Below are 16828 nucleotides of genomic sequence, written 5' to 3'. Positions count from 1 at the left end.
GTGAAAGATGGACGCCCTGCAAACAGGACACCGTCTATTGTTACGAATGTTGAGGGAAAGTTCCGGGTTTGCCCTTAAAAAATCTGGGCAATAGATCGTGTTTTGTGCACAAAGGCTTTCCATGTGAAGAAGTCACACCGAAAACTGCAATAACCAGAAACAAAAAAGCCACCTTGCGGTGGCTTCTTGTCTGCGCAAACACGAGGGTCTGCACAAGGAATCTGGCGGAGTGGACGGGACTCGAACCCGCGACCCCCGGCGTGACAGGCCGGTATTCTAACCAACTGAACTACCACTCCTGGCAGGCAACTTTTGCGCTCTTGCGAGCCAAGTGCTGCAAACTTGGCGACCCTACGGGGATTCGAACCCCGGTACTCACCGTGAAAGGGTGATGTCCTAGGCCTCTAGACGATAGGGTCAATCCTAGAACTTGCGTTACAAACTCAAGTCTCGATTTTTGGTGGAGGTAAACGGGATCGAACCGATGACCTCTTGCATGCCATGCAAGCGCTCTCCCAGCTGAGCTATACCCCCAAGAATCCGATACTGGCGGAGTGGACGGGACTCGAACCCGCGACCCCCGGCGTGACAGGCCGGTATTCTAACCAACTGAACTACCACTCCTGGCAGACAGCTTTTGCGCTCTTTCGAGCCAAGTGCTGCAAACTTGGCGACCCTACGGGGATTCGAACCCCGGTACTCACCGTGAAAGGGTGATGTCCTAGGCCTCTAGACGATAGGGTCACAGCCTGTGATCCGCCGATAAAAAAGCGCCTTCGTGTTTCAAAGGCGCTTACATACCAAGCGACAAATTTTGGCGGAGTGGACGGGACTCGAACCCGCGACCCCCGGCGTGACAGGCCGGTATTCTAACCAACTGAACTACCACTCCTGGCAGACAGCTTTTGCGCTCTTTCGAGCCAAGTGCTGCAAACTTGGCGACCCTACGGGGATTCGAACCCCGGTACTCACCGTGAAAGGGTGATGTCCTAGGCCTCTAGACGATAGGGTCAATCCTAGAACTTGCGTTACAAACTCAAGTCTCAATTTTGGTGGAGGTAAACGGGATCGAACCGATGACCTCTTGCATGCCATGCAAGCGCTCTCCCAGCTGAGCTATACCCCCTTCATGCTGCAATCGCTGCTTCTTGTTAGTTGCTGCGTTTGCATCAGAGACTCGAATTATAGACAGGTTTTCAGCGGTTTTTCAAACGCGCCAGAATTTTTTCACGACCCAGCAGCTCCAGCACCGCGTCCACCGAAGGCGTGTGCGCTGTGCCCAGCGTCAGCACGCGCACCGGCATGGCCAGTTGCGGCATCTTCAGGCCCTGGGCCTTGAGCACTTCCTTGATCAGGGCAGCAATGGCTTCCTTGCTCCACTCCACCGAGGCGATGCCTTCGGCGAAGGCGTCCAGGGCGGGCGCCACGGCGTCGGTCACGTGCTTTGCCAGGTCTTCGGCGTTGCGGTCGAAGGCGTCCACGTAGAACAGGCGCACCCAGCCGGCCAGATCGACCAGGGTTTCGCAGCGGTCCTTGAACAGGGCGCAGATGCGCGGCAGGCGGTCGTCTGCGTCGAGCAGGGCCTGGTCCAGCCCGGTCTTGAGCACGAAGGGGCGCACCAGCTCTGCCAGGGCCGCATCGTCCAGGGCCTTCAGGTGCTGGGCGTTGACCCAGCGCAGCTTGGCCTCGTCGAACTGGCCTGCGCTGCGGCCCAGGTGGTCGAGGTTGAACCACTCCAGGAACTGGGCGCGGCTGAAGATTTCGTCATCGCCATGGCTCCAGCCCAGGCGGGCCAGGTAGTTGACCATGGCGTCGGGCAGGTAGCCTTCGTCGCGGTACTGGGTGACGGCCTTGGCGCCGTTGCGCTTGCTCATCTTCTCGCCCTGCTCGTTGAGCACGGTGGGCAGATGGGCGAACACGGGCACGCTGGCGCCCAGGGCCTCGAAGATGTGGATCTGGCGCGGCGTGTTGTTGACGTGGTCGTCGCCACGGATGACATGGGTGATGGCCATGTCCATGTCGTCCACGCAGACGCAGAAGTTGTAGGTGGGCGTGCCATCGGGGCGCGCGATCACCAGGTCGTCCAGCTCGCTGTTCTGGAACTCGATGCGGCCCTTGCACTTGTCTTCCCAGGCCACGACGCCGCCCTTCGGCGTCTTGAAGCGCAGCACGGGACGCACGCCTTCGGGCACGGGCGGCAGCACCTTGCCTTCCTCAGGGCGCCAGGTGCCGTCGTAGCGCGGCTTTTCCTTGTTGGCCATCTGGCGCTCGCGCAGGGCGTCGAGTTCTTCCACGCTCATGTAGCAGGGGTAGACATGGCCCGAAGCCTGCAGGCCGGCCAGCACCTCCTTGTAGCGGTCCATGCGCTGCATTTGATAGAACGGACCTTCGTCATGGTCCAGCTGCAGCCAGGCCATGCCCTCGATGATCACGTCCACCGAGGCCTGGGTGGAGCGCTCCACGTCGGTGTCCTCGATGCGCAGGATGAAATCGCCGCCAGTGGCGCGCGCAAAGGCCCAGGGATACAGGGCCGAGCGGATGTTGCCCAGGTGGATGAAGCCCGTGGGAGACGGGGCAAAACGGGTACGTACTTTTTGTGTCATTGCAGGGTATCCAGTCCGCGGGAGAGATCGTTCTTGAGGTCGCCCAGGTATTCCAGTCCGACGGAGATGCGCAGCAGGCCCTGGCCGATGCCGGCGGCACGGCGCTGCTCTTCGCTCAGGCGGCCATGCGAGGTGCTGGCCGGATGGGTGATGGTGGTCTTGACGTCGCCCAGGTTGGCCGTGATCGAGCACACCCGGGTGCTGTCGGCCACATGGAAGGCGTTGGCGCGCAGCTGTTCGGCGCCCTCGCCCACCACGTCGAAGGACAGCACGCCACCGCCCATGCCGTTTTGCTGGCGCATGGCCAGCTCGTGCTGCGGGTGGCTGGCCAGGCCCGGGTAGTAGACGCGGGCGACCTTGGGATGGGCCTCCAGCCAGGTGGCCAGCTCCAGCGCGGAGGCGCTTTGCGCCTTCACGCGCAGGGACAGCGTCTCCAGCCCCTTGAGCACCACCCAGGCGTTGAACGGCGCCAGGTTCAGGCCGCCGCTGCGCAGGAAGGTGCCCATGACCTTGTCCACCAGTGCCGTCGTGCCGCAGACGGCGCCCGACATGACGCGGCCCTGGCCGTCCAGCAGCTTGGTGCCGGAGTGCACGACCAGGTCGGCACCGAACTTGGCAGGCTGCTGCAGCACGGGCGAGGCAAAGCTGTTGTCCACGGCCAGCAGCGCGCCATGGGCGTGCGCCAGCTCGGCCAGCGCGGCGATGTCGCACAGGTCGGTCAGCGGGTTGGTCGGCGTCTCGGCGAACAGAAGGCGCGTGTTGGGACGGATGGCCGCCTTCCAGGCCTGCACATCGGTCTGCGAGACAAAGCTGGTCTCCACGCCGAAGCGCGCCATCTCGCCGCCCAGCAGCTTGATGGTGGAGCCGAACATGGACTGCGAGCAGATCACATGGTCGCCGGCCTTGAGCGTGGTCAGCGCCACCAGCAAGATGGCCGACATGCCCGTGGACGTGGCCACCGCGCATTCCGTGCCCTCCATGGCGGCCAGGCGCTGCTCGAAGCTGGTGACGGTGGGGTTGGAGGTGCGGCTGTAAGTGTAGCCGGGCTCTTCATTGGCGAAGCGGCGCGCAGCCGTTGCACAGTCGGGCTGCACGAAGCTGCTGGTCATGTACAGGGCTTCGCTGTGCTCACCCCACTGGCTTCGCTCCACGCCCACGCGCAGGGCCAGCGTATCGGGATGCAGGCCTTCGGGAAGTGTCTTGTTGGTCACGTTGATGGTCCTTGGGGATCGGGCGCAGACCGCCAGCGGTGGCGGTGCCCGGAAAAAAGGAGCTAGAAGCACTTGTCACCTGGCGGCTTCCAGGGCCTTGCGGCCCTGGACGCTCCAGCACCAGCGCTTTTAGCTCATTTGTCAAAAAAGGCGGGCCACAGGCCCGCCCGACATTGTCACTGAATGCCCTGGCGCTCAGGCTTCCTGGGCATTGGGCAGGGACAGGCGCGACGCATCGCTGGCCTCTTCCTCCCCGCCCCGGTTACGGCCCTCGTTGAGCGCCGTGACCTCGTCCTCGGAGATGTCGCCCGTGATGTAGACGCCGTCGAAGCACGAGGCCTCGAAGCCCTGCACCTGCGGATTGATCTTGCCCACGGTCTGCTTCATGGCGGCCACGTCCTGGTAGATCAGCGCGTCGGCGCCGATGACCTGGCGGATTTCCTCGACCGTGCGGCCATGCGCCACCAGTTCGGCGCGCGTGGGCATGTCGATGCCGTAGACGTTGGGATGGCGCACCGGAGGAGCGGCCGAGGCCAGGTAGACCTTGACGGCGCCGGCGTCACGCGCCATCTGCACGATTTCCTTGGAGGTGGTGCCGCGCACGATGGAGTCGTCCACCAGCAGCACCTTGCGGCCCTTGAACTCGCTGCCGATGGCGTTGAGCTTCTGGCGCACGGATTTCTTGCGCGAGGCCTGGCCCGGCATGATGAAGGTGCGGCCCACGTAGCGGTTCTTGACGAAGCCTTCGCGGTAGGGGATGCCCAGCAGCTGGGCCAGCTGCATGGCGCTGGGCCGGCTGGATTCCGGAATCGGGATGATGGCGTCGATCTCGTTGGGCGGCACGGTGGAGACCACGCGCTTGGCCAGCGTCTCGCCCATGTTCAGGCGCGCCTGGTAGACGGAGATGCCGTCGAGCACCGAGTCCGGACGGGCCAGGTACACGTACTCGAACACGCAGGGGTGCAGCTCGCTCTTTTCGGCGCACTGGCGGGTTTCGACCTGGCCGTCGCTGTGCACGAACACGGCTTCACCCGGAGCGACATCGCGCTCGAGCTGGTGCAGCGTGCCTTCCAGGGCCACGGATTCGCTGGCCAGCATCACCGTGCCGTCGGCGCTGCGGCCCATGCACAGGGGACGGATGCCGAAGGGGTCGCGGAAGGCCAGCAGGCCGTAGCCCGCAATCAGCGCGATCACGGCGTACGAGCCCTTGATGCGCTTGTGCACGGCGCTGACGGCCTGGAAGACGTCTTCGCTCTTGAGCGGTGCGCCGCTGCTGGCGCGGGCCAGCTCGTGGGCCAGCACGTTGAGCAGGACTTCGGAGTCGCTCTCGGTGTTGGTGTGGCGGTGGTCGGTGTCCGACAGTTCCTCGCGCAGCTGCTTGGCGTTGGTGAGGTTGCCGTTGTGCACCATGACGATGCCGAAGGGCGCGTTCACGTAGAAGGGCTGGGCCTCTTCCTCGCTGGTCGCGTTGCCGGCCGTCGGGTAGCGCACCTGGCCCAGGCCCACCGTGCCCGGCAGGGCGCGCATGTTGCGGGTGCGGAACACGTCGCGCACCATGCCCTTGGCCTTGTGCATGAAGAACTTGCGCTCCTGCTGGGTCACGATGCCGGCGGCATCCTGGCCACGGTGCTGCAGCAGCAGCAGGGCGTCATAGATCAGTTGATTCACGGGCGCGGTGCTGACTACACCAACGATTCCACACATAGTTGCGTTCCATCCGTTTGCGAAGGTCGCCCTTCGCTGTCTGGGCCGTAGCAGCCACCCATTGGCCACGCCTGCGCCCGATTTCTCTATCCAAACTGTTTCTGCCAGCCGACTCCTGCGCTGCAGCGCCTTGTCATGCAGCCGGCAGATAGCGTCCCCATTCCTGCGGCAGCTGCGGCAAAACCGCAGCCAGCGCCTGCATCAGCCACGGCGCCAGGGCTGAATCCTGCCACCACTGTCCCTGGTGCAGCGGCGTGTAGCTGATCACCATCGTTGCCACCAGGGCCAGCAGCGCCCCGCGCAGCACGCCGAACAGCGCGCCCAGCGTGCGGTCCACGGGCCTCAGGCCCACCGCCTCGATCAGCCGGCGCGACAGCCAGGACACCAGGCCCCAGCCGAACAGCGCCAGCACGAACAACAGCACAAAGCCTGCGGCATAGCGCAGCTGCATGTCCCAGTCCTGCATGGGCAGCCACAGCGCCACGTCGGCTGCCCAGATGCGAGCCACGACAAAGGCCACCAGCCAGCCGAGCAGCGACAGCACCTCATACACCAGCCCGCGCCAGGCACCTAGCAGCATCGATGCCAGCACGCAGGCCAGCAAAACCCAGTCCACCGTGGACATACGCTATCTCTGTGCGCCTGTGCTGCTTTGCAAGGTGTACGTCACCGCCTCAGAGCTTGAGCACCGACGCCGGCAGGCCCTGGCCCTTGACGCGCGCCGCCGCCTTGTCGGCCTCGGCACGGCCGTTGAACGGACCCACACGCACACGCGTGCGCTTGCCGTCCTTGGTGTCCACCACCTGCGTGAAAGTCTTCAGGCCCGCCAGCTCCAGCTTGGCGCGGATTTCCTGGGCCTTGCCGGCATCGGAGAAGGCGCCGACCTGCACGATGAAGCGCTCGTCCGTCGCCGCAGCAGCCGCCGGCGCCGCCGGTGCGCTGCGACCTTCCAGCAGGGCCCGGGCACGCGCGGCGTCGTCGCTCCTGGACGGCTCGGGCTTGGGTTCGGGCTTTGGCTTCGGCTCGGGTTTGGGTTCGGGCTTGGGCTCCGGCTTGTGTTCGGGTTTGGCCGGCTCGGGCTTGGGCCTGGGTTCCGGCTTGGGCTCGGGTTTGGTCTCAGGCTTGGCGGCGGGCTTGGGCTCAGGCTTTGCCTCGGGCCGGGTTTCGGGCTTTGCTTCCGGCTTGACCGGAGCCACCTGCGAGACGGCCGGCGCCACGGGCACGGAAGGCCTGCCCATGGGAACCTCTTCCTCGTCGGCGCCCAGCGAGGCCTGGGCCGGCACGCGGCCTGCCGGGGAAGCGGCGCCCTGGTGCGGATGGGCGTCCACGGCATTGGCGCCGGGCACGACCAGAGGAGCGACCTTGTCGCGGTCGGGAATCTCGATGGGGATGTCCACGGGAATCGGACGCGGCTGGGTGTCGAACAGCAGGGGGAATCCCACCACGCCCGCCAGGACCAGCACGGCAGCGCCGATGAGGCGGTGGCGCGCCCGGCGGCGCATGACATCGACGCTTTCCGCCTGTCCCAGCCGTGTGGGCCGCCTCGATGCGGACGACGAATCACCGTCGTCTTTTTTGCCGGGCCAACGAAAATTGAAAAATGCCATGGAGTGCGGACTCGTTCAGATCGGCCACCACAGGCAGCCACGATGGCCGTTTGCGGTGCGGATCACTGGATTCAGGTGCCCAGATGCTTGGCGTTCAGCCGGGGCGGGCCGTCCTGCAGCACGCCGCCCACCGTGAAGAACGAGCCAAAGACCACGATTCTATCAGTGGGACCTGCTGCAAGAACCGCGGCATCCAGCGCCAGCTGCGGGTTTGCGAAGGTGGCCAGCGAGATCTCGCGTGGCACGCCCGGCGCGGGCGGCAGGGCTTCGATCTTCTGGCGCAGCACCTCGGCGCTCTCGGCGCGCGGCGTGGGCAGGTCGGTCAGATACCAGCGGTCGATCAGCGGGGCAATCCTGGCCAGCATGGGGGCCAAGTCCTTGTCGTGCATGGCGCCGAAGACCGCATGCGTGCAGGGAAAGTAGCCCATGGCATCGAGGTTGGCCGTCAGCGCCGCCACCGAATGCGGGTTGTGCGCAACATCTAGCACCAGCGTGGGCTGGCCCGGAATGATCTGGAAACGGCCCGGCAGCTCGACCATGGCCAGCCCCGTGCGCACGGCCTGGGCCGTGACGGGGAGGCGGCTGCGGATGGCTTCGAGCGCGGCCAGCGCACCCGATGCATTGACCAGCTGGTTGGCGCCGCGCAGCGCCGGATAGGCCAGGCCCGCATAGCGCCGCCCGCGTCCGGCCCAGCCCCACTGCTGCTTGTCGCCCGAGAAATTGAAGTCCTGGCCCAGGCGCCAGAGATCGGCGCCAATGGCCTGTGCATGGTCCAGCACGCTTTGCGGCGGCATGGGATCGCTGACCACCACAGGCCGGCCGGCGCGCATGATGCCGGCCTTCTCGCGGCCGATGCTCTCGCGGTCCGGCCCCAGGAATTCCACATGGTCGATGTCGATGCTGGTGATGACGGCGCAATCGGCGTCGATCACATTGGTGGCATCCAGCCGCCCGCCCAGGCCCACCTCGAGAATCGCCACATCCAGCCTGGACTGGCTCATCAGCCGCAGGATGGCCAGCGTGGTGAACTCGAAATAGGTGAGCGCCACTTCCGTGCCCTGCACGCGCGCCTGCTCCACGGCCTCGAACTGCGGCAGCAGCTCGGCGGCCTTCACGATCTCGCCGCCCACGCGGCAGCGTTCCTCGAAATGCACCAGATGCGGCGATGTGTAGACGCCGGGGCGAAAGCCCGATTGAAGCGCCACGGCCTCCAGCATGGCGCAGGTCGAGCCTTTGCCGTTGGTGCCCGCCACCGTGATCACGGGGCAGTCGAAACGCAGGTCCAGGCGCTGGGCAACTTCGCGCACGCGATCCAGGCCCAGCGCAATATTCTTGGGGTGCAGGCGCTCGCAATAGGCGAGCCATGCATCCAATGTGGGAAATGAGGTGTGCATACTGCGCGCTATTGTTACCCAGGGACAGTGTCCTTATGGGGTCCTCGCCATCCATTGACTGCGGCAACTGCAACCAATCATGACCACTGCAAACACTGTGACGCTCTACGGCATTCCCAACTGCGACACCGTCAAGAAGGCCCGCGCCTGGCTCACCGACCAGGGCATCGCCTACGAATTCCACGACTTCAAGAAACAGGGTGTTCCCGCCGAGCAGTTGCCCGCCTGGATGCAGGCTGTCGGCTGGGAAAAGCTGCTCAACCGCCAAGGCACGACGTGGCGCAAGCTCGATGCCGACACCCAGGCCGCCGCCCAGGATGCGGCCGGTGCCGCAGCCCTCATGCAGCAGCAGCCCAGCGTCATCAAGCGCCCGGTCGTCCAATGGCCGCAGGGACGCATCACCGTGGGTTTTGCGCCCGACGCCTGGGCAGAGATGGCCCACGGGGGCAAGCGCTGACTCTGCCATCAGGCCTGGAACAGCTTATTACGTGGATTTACGCGACCGCAAACTGCTTTCCAGGCCCGAGGAATACACTTGCATGGAGCCTGGCAGGAAATACCGCCAGCGCAACAGGAGTGCAATCATGAAATCCCTGGTTCTTTTGACGCTGGCGGCCACGACCGCCACCGTGGCCCTGGCCCAGGAGCAAGGCCGGGTGCTGTCGGTGACCCCGGTGACCCAGCAGGTGGCCGTGCCCCAGCAGGTCTGCCGCGATGAAAACGTCTATACCGGCCAGCGCACCTCGGGCGCGGGCGCCGTTCTGGGTGCCCTGGCGGGCGGCGTGGTCGGCAATGCCATCGGCCATGGCGGCGGACGCGCGGCCGCCACGGCGGCCGGCGTGATCGGCGGCGCCATGCTGGGCAACCAGGCCGAGGCCACGGGCCAGCCCCAGTACCAGACGGTGCGCAACTGCACCACCCAGACCTACTACCAGAACCGCGCCGTGGCCTATGACGTGGTCTACGAGTACGCAGGCCGCAACTACACGACGCGCACCACCACGCCGCCCGGTGACTGGATCGCGCTGAGCGTGCAGCCCGCCGCCAACAGCGCGGCCTATGGCAGCAACGGCTACTACGGCACCAACCAGCCGCCCCAGGCCGCGTACTCCACCGCACCCGTGCCGCCGCCCGTGGTCTACCAGAACAACTACTACGACGGCGGTGGCTACTACGCCCCCCAGCCTGTGCAGCCCGTGTATTCGGCCGGTGACTATGTGGCCCCCGTGGTGATTGGAGCAGCCCTTGCTGCCGGCGTGTACTACGCCTCGCGCCCCAGCTATCACGGCTGGCGCGGCGGCTACCGCCACGGCTGGCGCCGCTGAGGCCGCCATGCGCTCGCCCCGCAAGCCCCGACAAGGGGCTTTTTGCATGGCGGCGGCCAGCACGTACGGGCAGCGGCCGGGTGCTGGCCTAAAATGGGCGGTTTAGTCCACCCTCTGCCCAGCTTCCATGACCACCGAAACCATCTCTGGCATCACCCTGACCACCAAGGCCAATGTCTATTTCGACGGCAAATGCATCAGCCACGGCTTCACGCTGGCCGATGGCACGAAGAAGTCTGCCGGCGTGGTGCTGCCCAGCCAGCTGACCTTCGGCACGGCCGCCGCCGAGATCATGGAATGCGTGGCCGGTTCCTGCGAGTACAAGCTCGACGGCTCGGACCAGTGGCTGACCTCCAAGGCCGGCGAGTCCTTCCAGGTGCCTGCGAACTCCAAGTTCGACATCCGCGTGACCGAGGCCTACCACTACATCTGCCACTACGCCTAAGAGCGCCTGAGCGCCTGGGCAGACCGACGCATTCGACCTGACGGCGCCCAGACGCCTTCCGTGTTTTCCGGCAGCCGCGTCCCGCACGCCAGCCGCCATCGTTATTGAGAGAAGCATCGTATGGAAACCATCCTGCAAAACGTCCCCGTCGGCCAGAAGGTCGGCATCGCCTTCTCGGGCGGCCTGGACACCAGCGCCGCCCTGCGCTGGATGAAGAACAAGGGCGCCCTGCCCTACGCCTACACGGCCAACCTGGGCCAGCCCGACGAGGCCGACTACGACGAAATCCCCCGCAAAGCCATGGAGTACGGCGCCGAGCAGGCCCGCCTGATCGACTGCCGCGCGCAGCTGGCCGGCGAAGGCATTGCCGCCATCCAGGCCGGCGCCTTTCACATCTCCACGGGCGGCATCACCTACTTCAACACCACGCCCCTGGGCCGTGCCGTGACCGGCACCATGCTGGTGGCCGCCATGAAGGAAGACGACGTCAACATCTGGGGTGACGGCTCGACCTTCAAGGGCAACGACATCGAGCGCTTCTACCGCTACGGCCTGCTGACCAACCCCGCTCTGAAGATCTACAAGCCCTGGCTGGACCAGACCTTCATCGACGAGCTGGGCGGCCGCGCCGAGATGTCGGCCTTCATGACCAAGGAAGGCTTCGGCTACAAGATGAGCGCCGAGAAGGCCTACTCGACCGACAGCAACATGCTGGGCGCCACGCACGAAGCCAAGGACCTGGAGTTCCTGAACAGCGGCATCCGCATCGTCAACCCCATCATGGGCGTGGCGTTCTGGAAGCCCGAGGTCGAGGTCAAGGCCGAGGAAGTGTCGGTGACCTTCGAAGAAGGCCGCCCCGTGGCCCTCAATGGCAAGGAAATCGCCGATCCCGTGGAGCTGTTCCTGGAAGCCAACCGCATCGGTGGCCGCCACGGCCTGGGCATGAGCGACCAGATCGAGAACCGCATCATCGAAGCCAAGAGCCGCGGCATCTACGAAGCCCCCGGCATGGCCCTGCTGCACATCGCCTACGAGCGCCTGGTGACCGGCATCCACAACGAGGACACCATCGAGCAGTACCGCATCAACGGCCTGCGCCTGGGCCGCCTGCTGTACCAGGGCCGCTGGTTCGACCCGCAGGCCATCATGCTGCGCGAAACCGCCCAACGCTGGGTGGCCCGCGCCGTGACCGGCACCGTGACGCTGGAGCTGCGCCGCGGCAATGACTACTCCATCCTGAACACCGAATCGCCCAACCTGACCTACGCGCCCGAGCGCCTGTCGATGGAAAAGGTCGAGGACGCGCCCTTCAGCCCCGCCGACCGCATCGGCCAGCTGACCATGCGCAACCTGGACCTGATGGACACCCGCGACAAGCTGGCCATTTACGCCAAGGCTGGCCTGCTGTCCCTGGGCACCAGCACCGCCCTGCCCCAATTGGGCGGCAAGGAATGACCTACACCCCCTGAGCGGCTGACGCCGCTTCCCCCTCTCTACTCGCTTCGCGAGGGAGGGGGACGACGCCCTCGCTGCGGGGCGGCGCGGCCGGCGTAGGCCCTTGCTCGGCGTCCCTGGCATGGGACGCGCCCGCCAAGCACGCGACGCCATGGGCCAGAAAATCGCACACTTGCATCCCACAAGCCGCCGCAAGGCGGCTTTTTTTACGCCCCTGCTACCAGCGCGCGCCCTCGAAGCGCTGCACGAGAAAATCCAGCAGCGCGCGCACGGCCACCGGCAGGTGGCGACGCGAGCTGTACAGCGCATGCACGGTCAGCGGCTGCGGGCGCCAGTCGGGCAGCACCAGCTCCAGCTGGCCGTTTTGCAGCATGGGCTGGACCAGGTAGGTTGGCTGCAAGGCAATGCCGGCGCCTTCGACGGCAGCGGCGGCCAGCACGGTGGCTTCGTTGGCGTTGAACCAGGTGGTGACGGCGATCTGCTGCTCATCGCTTTCATCGTCACGGCGAGTCAATTGCCAGACATTGCGCCCCACGCGCATGTGTCCCAGGCAGCGGTGCGCCTGCAGCTGGGCCGGTGCCTGCGGCCGGCCAGCCGCATCCAGATAGGCGGTCGAGGCCACCAGCACCGATTCGCAGACGGCCAGCGGCCGGCCGATGAGTGCGGCGCCCGGATCGGCGCTGATGCGTATGGCCAGGTCGATGCGCTGCTGCACCAGGTCCAGCGCGCCGTCGTCCACCAGCAGGTCGATCTTGAGGTGCGGGTGCAGCCGCATGAACTGCGCAATGGCCGGCGCCATCTGCGCATGGCCGAAGGACATGCTGCAGGTCACGCGCAGCAGGCCGCGCAACTGGCTGTCGCCGGCGCGCATCTCGCCTTGCACCTCATCGGCCAGGGCCAGCATCTGCTGGCTGTAGCGCAGGCACTGCGCACCGGCATCGGTAAGCGAGACACGGCGCGTGGTGCGGTGCAGCAGGCGCGCGCCCAGCCACTGCTCCAGCGACTCCACATGGCGCGTGGCCATGGCGCGCGACAGGTCCAGCCGCTCGGCCGCCGCCGTGAAGCTGCCGCATTCGGCCACCGTGGCAAACACCTGCATCGCCAGCAATCGGTCCATGGATATGCTCGATTTCTGCAACAAACAAGCGCATATTTTGCCGTTTATCTGCTCGATTTCAAAAACTAAAGTACCACCCATGGCAGCACGGCGCTGCCACCCGTTTTCTGTCTTGTGCTTTTTTCAAAGGAAATCGACATGCTTCGCACCACCGTGCTTTCGCTCACCCTGGCCCTGTCGGCCGGCCTGTCCCATGCCCAGGCGCCCGCCCCGCTGCAGATGAAGGTCTACCAGGCCGACGAACACAGCTTTGCCGTGACCTCCACCCTGATCACCGGCGCCAAGGAGGCCGTGGTCGTGGACAGCGGCTTCACCCGCGCCGACGGCCTGCGCATTGCCGCCAATGTGCTGGACAGCGGCAAGCAGCTGACCACCATCCTCATCAGCAATGCCGACCCCGACTACTACTTCGGCGCCGAAGTGCTCAAGAGCCTGTTCCCGCAGGCCAAGGTGGTGGCCACGCCGGCCGTGCGCGAGAAGATCGAGTCCAAGCTGCAGGGCAAGCTGGCCTTCTGGGGCCCCAAGATGGGCGCCAACGCCCCCAGCCATCCCGTGCTGCCCGAGGCCCTGCAAGGCAATACGGTGATGGTGGACGGCCAGGCGCTGGAGCTGCGCGGCACCACCGGCCCGCTGGCCCACCGCCCCTATGTCTGGGTGCCTGCGCTGCAGGCCATCGTCGGCAACGTGGGCGTGTTCGGCAACCTGCATGTCTGGACGGCGGACACGCAAAAGAGCGCCGAGCGCAAGGCCTGGCTGGCGCAACTGGACGAGATGCAGGCCCTCAAGCCCGCTGTCGTCGTGCCCGGCCACATGCAGGCCGGCACGGCCATGGACGCCAGCGCCATCGCCTATACACGCGACTATCTCCAGCGTTTCAAGGCCGCCGCCGCCAAGGCGGGCAACAGCGCCGAGCTGATCGGTGCCATGAAGCAGGCCTACCCGCAGGCCGGCATGGCGCTGTCGCTGGACATCGGCGCCAAGGTGAACAAGGGCGAGATGCCATGGTAAGCATGCACTTTCGCAAAAATCCTCATGGAACCTGCATGCTGCGCCCTTGATCCAACCAGCTGCCGCCCTCATTCGTCGTGGCGGCAGGAGGTGCAGCCATGAAATACATGAAGCATTGGCAGGACCCGCTCAACGTCCTGCTGGGAGTCTGGTTGGCAGTCTCGCCCTGGGTGCTGGGGTTCCAGGACCAGATGGCGCCCACGGCCAACGGCGTGGTCATCGGACTGGCGCTGATTGCCGCTGCGCTAGGAGCCATCTTCATGCCCCGCGCGTGGGAGGAATGGACCGAAGGCCTGCTGGGTCTGTGGATGGTGATCTCGCCCTGGGCGCTGGGCTTTGCCGGCCAGATGGACGCCATGCGCAATGCCGTGGTGTCGGGCATCGTGGTGCTGGTGCTCGCGCTGTGGGTGCTGATGACCGACAAGGACTATATGGACTGGCGCAGTCGCTCCGCCCACTGAGGCGCTGATGCGCAGCGGCCCGCAGGCGGCAATGCCCTGCGGGCCGCTGTTTTTTTGCCGCCGTGCCCCTCAAGAACCGCCCAAGGACCGCCCAAGGCCGCTCAGACCACGACGGGCTCGGGCTCCAGGCGGATGCCGAATCGCTCGTAGACGCTGGTCTGTATCGCTCCGGCCAGCGTCATGACCTCGCCGCCCGTGACGCTGCTGTCCACGCTGTGCCGGTCGCCCCGGTTGACCAGCACCAGGGCCTGCTTGTCATACACCCCGGCGCGGCCCATGGACTTGCCCTTCCAGCCGCAGGCATCGATCAGCCAGCCGGCGGCCAGCTTGATGGAGCCGTCGTCCATGGGGTAGTGCACGATGCGGGGCTCGCGCGCAATGATGTCGGCACACTGCTCGGGCGTCACCGTCGGGTTCTTGAAGAAGCTGCCCGCGTTGCCGATGTGCTCCGGATCGGGCAGCTTGGCGCGGCGGATCTCGCACACCCAGTCGAAGATCTGGCGGGCCGTGGGCTCGGCCACGCCCGCCTCGGCCTGGCGGCGCTGCAGGTCCAGGTAGCCCAGGCCCGGCTTCCAGTCCTTGGGCAGGGCCAGACGCACGCGCGTGATCACGGCGCGGCCCTTGAGGCCCATGCCGCGCGGCGGCACGCCGCTCATGCGCGCACGCGCCACGGGCGTGGGCTCGGCCGGCGCATGCTTGAACACCGAGTCGCGGTAGCCGAAGGCGCATTGCGCGGCATCCAGCGTGAAGGACTCCCCCGTGGCCAGGTCGATGGCATCCAGCGACTCGAACCGATCCTGCAGCTCCAATCCGTAGGCGCCGATGTTCTGCACCGGCGACGCGCCCACGGTGCCGGGAATCAGCGCCATGTTCTCCAGGCCGCCATAGCCCTGCGACAGGGTCCAGGCCACCAGGTCGTGCCAGCGTTCGCCGGCACCGGCCTCGACGATCCAGTGGCGATCGGTCTCGCGCAGCAGGCGCATGCCCGCTATCTCCATCTTGAGGACCACGGGATCGACGTCGCCCGTGATCACCACATTGCTGCCGCCGCCCAGCACGAACACGGGCTGGCGGCCCCACAGCGGATCGGCCAGGAAATGGCGCACGTCCTCGTCGCTGCGCACGCGCACCAGGGTGTGGGCACGGGCGGCGATGCCGAAGCTGTTGCAATGCTGCAGCGGAACATTTTTCTCGACTAACATCGACCGGATTGTCGCACCGCCTCCCTGCGCCGCCGGCCCCGCGCCCGCATCGCCCGGCCGCGCGCTGCGGTACTTTTTCAGAACATTTACAGGAAATATTTGCCATGCCTTCTTTTGACACCGTGTGCGAAGCCGACTTCGTCGAAGTGAAGAACGCCGTGGAGAACACCGCCAAGGAAATCGGCACACGCTTCGACTTCAAGGGCACCTCGGCCGCCATCGAGCTCAAGGACAAGGAAATCACGCTGTTCGGCGATGCCGACTTCCAGCTGCAGCAGGTCGAGGACATCCTGCGCAACAAGCTGACCAAGCGCAGCGTGGACGTGCGCTTCCTGGACATCCAGAAGGCCCAGAAGATCGGCGGCGACAAGCTCAAGCAGACCATCAAGGTCAAGAACGGCATCGAGGCCGAGCTGGGCAAGAAGCTGCAAAAGCTGATCAAGGACAGCAAGCTCAAGGTGCAGGCCGCCATCCAGGGCGACGCCGTGCGCGTCACCGGCGCCAAGCGCGACGACCTGCAGGCCGCCATGGCCCTGATCCGCAAGGACCTGGCCGACCATCCCCTGTCCTTCAACAACTTCCGCGACTGATCGCCTGGCACCCGCCTCTGCGCCACAAGCCACCCCATGCGCCACCTACGTGCCGTACTTCTGAGCCTGGCCGCAGCGGCCGCGCTGGCTCCACCATCGGCGACGGCGCAGTCCGTGGCGCTCAGCGGCGTGCTGGGCAGCAAGGCCTTGCTGGTCATAGACGGCGGCACGCCGCGCGCGCTGGCGGCGGGCGAAAGCCTGCAGGACGTGCGCGTGCTGCAGGTATCGGGTGACACGGCCGAGGTGGAAATCAAGGGCCGCCGCCAGACATTGCGCCTGGGCGAGGCGCCCATCAGCCTGGGCGGCCGGGGCGCGGCGGCGGGCGATCCCGCGCTCGGCCGGCGCGTGGTGCTCAAGGCCGACAACCGGGGGCACTTCATCGAACGCGGCCAGATCAATGGCAAGACCATGGTCTACATGGTGGACACGGGCGCCAGCTCGGTCGCCATCGGCCGGTCCGACGCCGAACGCATGGGCCTGCCCTTTCTCAAGGGCCAGCCGGTGATGATGCGCACCGCCAACGGCGATGCCCAGGGCTGGCGCCTGCGGCTGGATTCGGTGCGCGTGGGCGATGTCGAGGTCTTCGGTGTGGACGCCGTGGTCGCCCCTCTTCCCATGCCCTATGTGCTGCTGGGCAACAGCTTTCTTGCCCACGTCCAGATGACCCGCCAGGGCAGCGAGATGGTGCTGGAGCGGCGCTGATGCG

General features: G+C 66.0%; 16 protein-coding genes and 8 tRNA genes. 8 read left to right on the top strand and 16 right to left on the bottom strand.

From position 1 onward, the window contains the following. Positions 1-222: 222 nt before the first annotated feature. The 14 genes from AAN986_RS09475 to folC form a co-directional block, all read right to left on the bottom strand. A tRNA-Asp gene (locus AAN986_RS09475) sits at positions 223-299 on the bottom strand. Between the two features lie 44 nt (positions 300-343). Continuing rightward, a tRNA-Glu gene (locus AAN986_RS09470) sits at positions 344-419 on the bottom strand. 39 nt (positions 420-458) lie between these two features. Beyond that, a tRNA-Ala gene (locus AAN986_RS09465) sits at positions 459-534 on the bottom strand. 13 nt (positions 535-547) lie between these two features. Next, positions 548-624 (bottom strand) — tRNA-Asp (locus AAN986_RS09460). Positions 625-668: 44 nt separating this feature from the next. After that, a tRNA-Glu gene (locus AAN986_RS09455) sits at positions 669-744 on the bottom strand. Between the two features lie 71 nt (positions 745-815). Then, positions 816-892, bottom strand: a tRNA-Asp gene (locus tag AAN986_RS09450). Positions 893-936: 44 nt separating this feature from the next. Beyond that, positions 937-1012, bottom strand: a tRNA-Glu gene (locus tag AAN986_RS09445). 38 nt (positions 1013-1050) lie between these two features. Further along, a tRNA-Ala gene (locus AAN986_RS09440) sits at positions 1051-1126 on the bottom strand. A gap of 70 nt (positions 1127-1196) precedes the next feature. Beyond that, positions 1197-2603 (bottom strand): glutamate--tRNA ligase, encoded by a 1407-nt coding sequence (gltX, locus tag AAN986_RS09435; protein ID WP_047218421.1) that lies wholly within the window; start codon positions 2601-2603, stop codon positions 1197-1199. Then, positions 2600-3814 carry an O-succinylhomoserine sulfhydrylase gene (locus AAN986_RS09430; RefSeq protein ID WP_016449260.1) on the bottom strand — a complete coding sequence of 405 codons (1215 nt, stop codon included), beginning with the start codon at positions 3812-3814 and terminating at the stop codon, positions 2600-2602. The genes gltX and AAN986_RS09430 overlap by 4 nt, the downstream gene beginning before the upstream one ends. A 195-nt stretch (positions 3815-4009) precedes the next feature. Next, positions 4010-5518 (bottom strand): amidophosphoribosyltransferase, encoded by a 1509-nt coding sequence (gene purF / locus AAN986_RS09425; protein WP_016449259.1) that lies wholly within the window; start codon positions 5516-5518, stop codon positions 4010-4012. Between the two features lie 133 nt (positions 5519-5651). After that, positions 5652-6143 (bottom strand): CvpA family protein, encoded by a 492-nt coding sequence (locus AAN986_RS09420; RefSeq protein ID WP_016451425.1) that lies wholly within the window; start codon positions 6141-6143, stop codon positions 5652-5654. A gap of 49 nt (positions 6144-6192) precedes the next feature. Next, positions 6193-7125, bottom strand: coding sequence for an SPOR domain-containing protein (locus AAN986_RS09415; RefSeq protein ID WP_016449257.1), 933 nt, complete (start codon positions 7123-7125; stop codon positions 6193-6195). 71 nt (positions 7126-7196) lie between these two features. Beyond that, a complete protein-coding gene (gene folC / locus AAN986_RS09410) occupies positions 7197-8519 on the bottom strand; it encodes a bifunctional tetrahydrofolate synthase/dihydrofolate synthase (protein WP_016449256.1) in 1323 nt (440 codons plus the stop codon). 79 nt (positions 8520-8598) lie between these two features. On the opposite strand from folC, the gene AAN986_RS09405 reads away from it, so the two are divergent. The 4 genes from AAN986_RS09405 to argG all read left to right on the top strand — a co-directional run bounded on the left by AAN986_RS09405 (position 8599) and on the right by argG (position 11744). Next, positions 8599-8976 carry an ArsC family reductase gene (locus AAN986_RS09405; protein WP_016449255.1) on the top strand — a complete coding sequence of 126 codons (378 nt, stop codon included), beginning with the start codon at positions 8599-8601 and terminating at the stop codon, positions 8974-8976. Between the two features lie 127 nt (positions 8977-9103). Beyond that, the gene (locus tag AAN986_RS09400) at positions 9104-9844 is read left to right on the top strand and encodes a glycine zipper 2TM domain-containing protein (protein ID WP_016449254.1); all 741 of its coding nucleotides are present in this window, start codon (positions 9104-9106) and stop codon (positions 9842-9844) included. Between the two features lie 127 nt (positions 9845-9971). After that, a complete protein-coding gene (locus AAN986_RS09395) occupies positions 9972-10289 on the top strand; it encodes a pyrimidine/purine nucleoside phosphorylase (protein WP_012206574.1) in 318 nt (105 codons plus the stop codon). A gap of 120 nt (positions 10290-10409) precedes the next feature. Continuing rightward, entirely contained in the window at positions 10410-11744 is a 1335-nt protein-coding gene (gene argG / locus AAN986_RS09390) for an argininosuccinate synthase (protein ID WP_016449252.1), read from the top strand. 217 nt (positions 11745-11961) lie between these two features. Here argG and AAN986_RS09385 read toward each other — a convergent pair whose 3' ends face one another. Continuing rightward, a complete protein-coding gene (locus AAN986_RS09385) occupies positions 11962-12861 on the bottom strand; it encodes a LysR family transcriptional regulator (RefSeq protein WP_046986341.1) in 900 nt (299 codons plus the stop codon). 138 nt (positions 12862-12999) lie between these two features. Here AAN986_RS09385 and AAN986_RS09380 point away from each other — a divergent pair, with 138 nt between their 5' ends. Both AAN986_RS09380 and AAN986_RS09375 read left to right on the top strand, forming a co-directional pair. Next, complete coding sequence (locus AAN986_RS09380; RefSeq protein ID WP_047218420.1) at positions 13000-13869, top strand: MBL fold metallo-hydrolase; 870 nt, start codon at positions 13000-13002, stop codon at positions 13867-13869. A 98-nt stretch (positions 13870-13967) separates the two neighbouring features. Next, complete coding sequence (locus AAN986_RS09375; RefSeq protein WP_047218419.1) at positions 13968-14330, top strand: SPW repeat protein; 363 nt, start codon at positions 13968-13970, stop codon at positions 14328-14330. Between the two features lie 101 nt (positions 14331-14431). Here the strand turns inward: AAN986_RS09375 and murB are convergent, their stop codons facing one another. Continuing rightward, entirely contained in the window at positions 14432-15532 is a 1101-nt protein-coding gene (murB, locus tag AAN986_RS09370; RefSeq protein ID WP_016449248.1) for a UDP-N-acetylmuramate dehydrogenase, read from the bottom strand. Between the two features lie 104 nt (positions 15533-15636). On the opposite strand from murB, the gene AAN986_RS09365 reads away from it, so the two are divergent. Both AAN986_RS09365 and AAN986_RS09360 read left to right on the top strand, forming a co-directional pair. Beyond that, positions 15637-16122, top strand: a complete 486-nt coding sequence (locus AAN986_RS09365) for a YajQ family cyclic di-GMP-binding protein (protein ID WP_012206580.1) — start codon at positions 15637-15639, stop codon at positions 16120-16122. A 36-nt stretch (positions 16123-16158) separates the two neighbouring features. Next, on the top strand, positions 16159-16824 hold the full coding sequence (locus AAN986_RS09360; RefSeq protein ID WP_016451421.1) for a retropepsin-like aspartic protease: 666 nt from the start codon (positions 16159-16161) through the stop codon (positions 16822-16824). Positions 16825-16828: the final 4 nt, after the last annotated feature.

This window comes from Delftia sp. DS1230 (genome assembly GCF_040112715.1).
Lineage (GTDB): Bacteria > Pseudomonadota > Gammaproteobacteria > Burkholderiales > Burkholderiaceae_C > Comamonas > Comamonas tsuruhatensis.
Note: the sequence above shows the minus strand (reverse complement) of the source record. Positions and strands in the feature narration are given on the sequence as shown.

Bases quoted from the DNA above. Each gene is read 5' to 3' on its own strand.
- AAN986_RS09385 (WP_046986341.1), bottom strand. From the start codon at position 12,861: ATGGACCGATTGCTGGCGATGCAGGTGTTTGCCACGGTGGCCGAATGC.
- folC (WP_016449256.1), bottom strand. From the start codon at position 8,519: ATGCACACCTCATTTCCCACATTGGATGCATGGCTCGCCTATTGCGAG.
- gltX (WP_047218421.1), bottom strand. From the start codon at position 2,603: ATGACACAAAAAGTACGTACCCGTTTTGCCCCGTCTCCCACGGGCTTC.
- AAN986_RS09420 (WP_016451425.1), bottom strand. From the start codon at position 6,143: ATGTCCACGGTGGACTGGGTTTTGCTGGCCTGCGTGCTGGCATCGATG.
- AAN986_RS09375 (WP_047218419.1), top strand. From the start codon at position 13,968: ATGAAATACATGAAGCATTGGCAGGACCCGCTCAACGTCCTGCTGGGA.
- AAN986_RS09365 (WP_012206580.1), top strand. From the start codon at position 15,637: ATGCCTTCTTTTGACACCGTGTGCGAAGCCGACTTCGTCGAAGTGAAG.
- AAN986_RS09360 (WP_016451421.1), top strand. From the start codon at position 16,159: ATGCGCCACCTACGTGCCGTACTTCTGAGCCTGGCCGCAGCGGCCGCG.
- AAN986_RS09380 (WP_047218420.1), top strand. From the start codon at position 13,000: ATGCTTCGCACCACCGTGCTTTCGCTCACCCTGGCCCTGTCGGCCGGC.
- AAN986_RS09395 (WP_012206574.1), top strand. From the start codon at position 9,972: ATGACCACCGAAACCATCTCTGGCATCACCCTGACCACCAAGGCCAAT.
- argG (WP_016449252.1), top strand. From the start codon at position 10,410: ATGGAAACCATCCTGCAAAACGTCCCCGTCGGCCAGAAGGTCGGCATC.
- AAN986_RS09415 (WP_016449257.1), bottom strand. From the start codon at position 7,125: ATGGCATTTTTCAATTTTCGTTGGCCCGGCAAAAAAGACGACGGTGAT.
- AAN986_RS09400 (WP_016449254.1), top strand. From the start codon at position 9,104: ATGAAATCCCTGGTTCTTTTGACGCTGGCGGCCACGACCGCCACCGTG.
- murB (WP_016449248.1), bottom strand. From the start codon at position 15,532: ATGTTAGTCGAGAAAAATGTTCCGCTGCAGCATTGCAACAGCTTCGGC.
- AAN986_RS09405 (WP_016449255.1), top strand. From the start codon at position 8,599: ATGACCACTGCAAACACTGTGACGCTCTACGGCATTCCCAACTGCGAC.
- purF (WP_016449259.1), bottom strand. From the start codon at position 5,518: ATGTGTGGAATCGTTGGTGTAGTCAGCACCGCGCCCGTGAATCAACTG.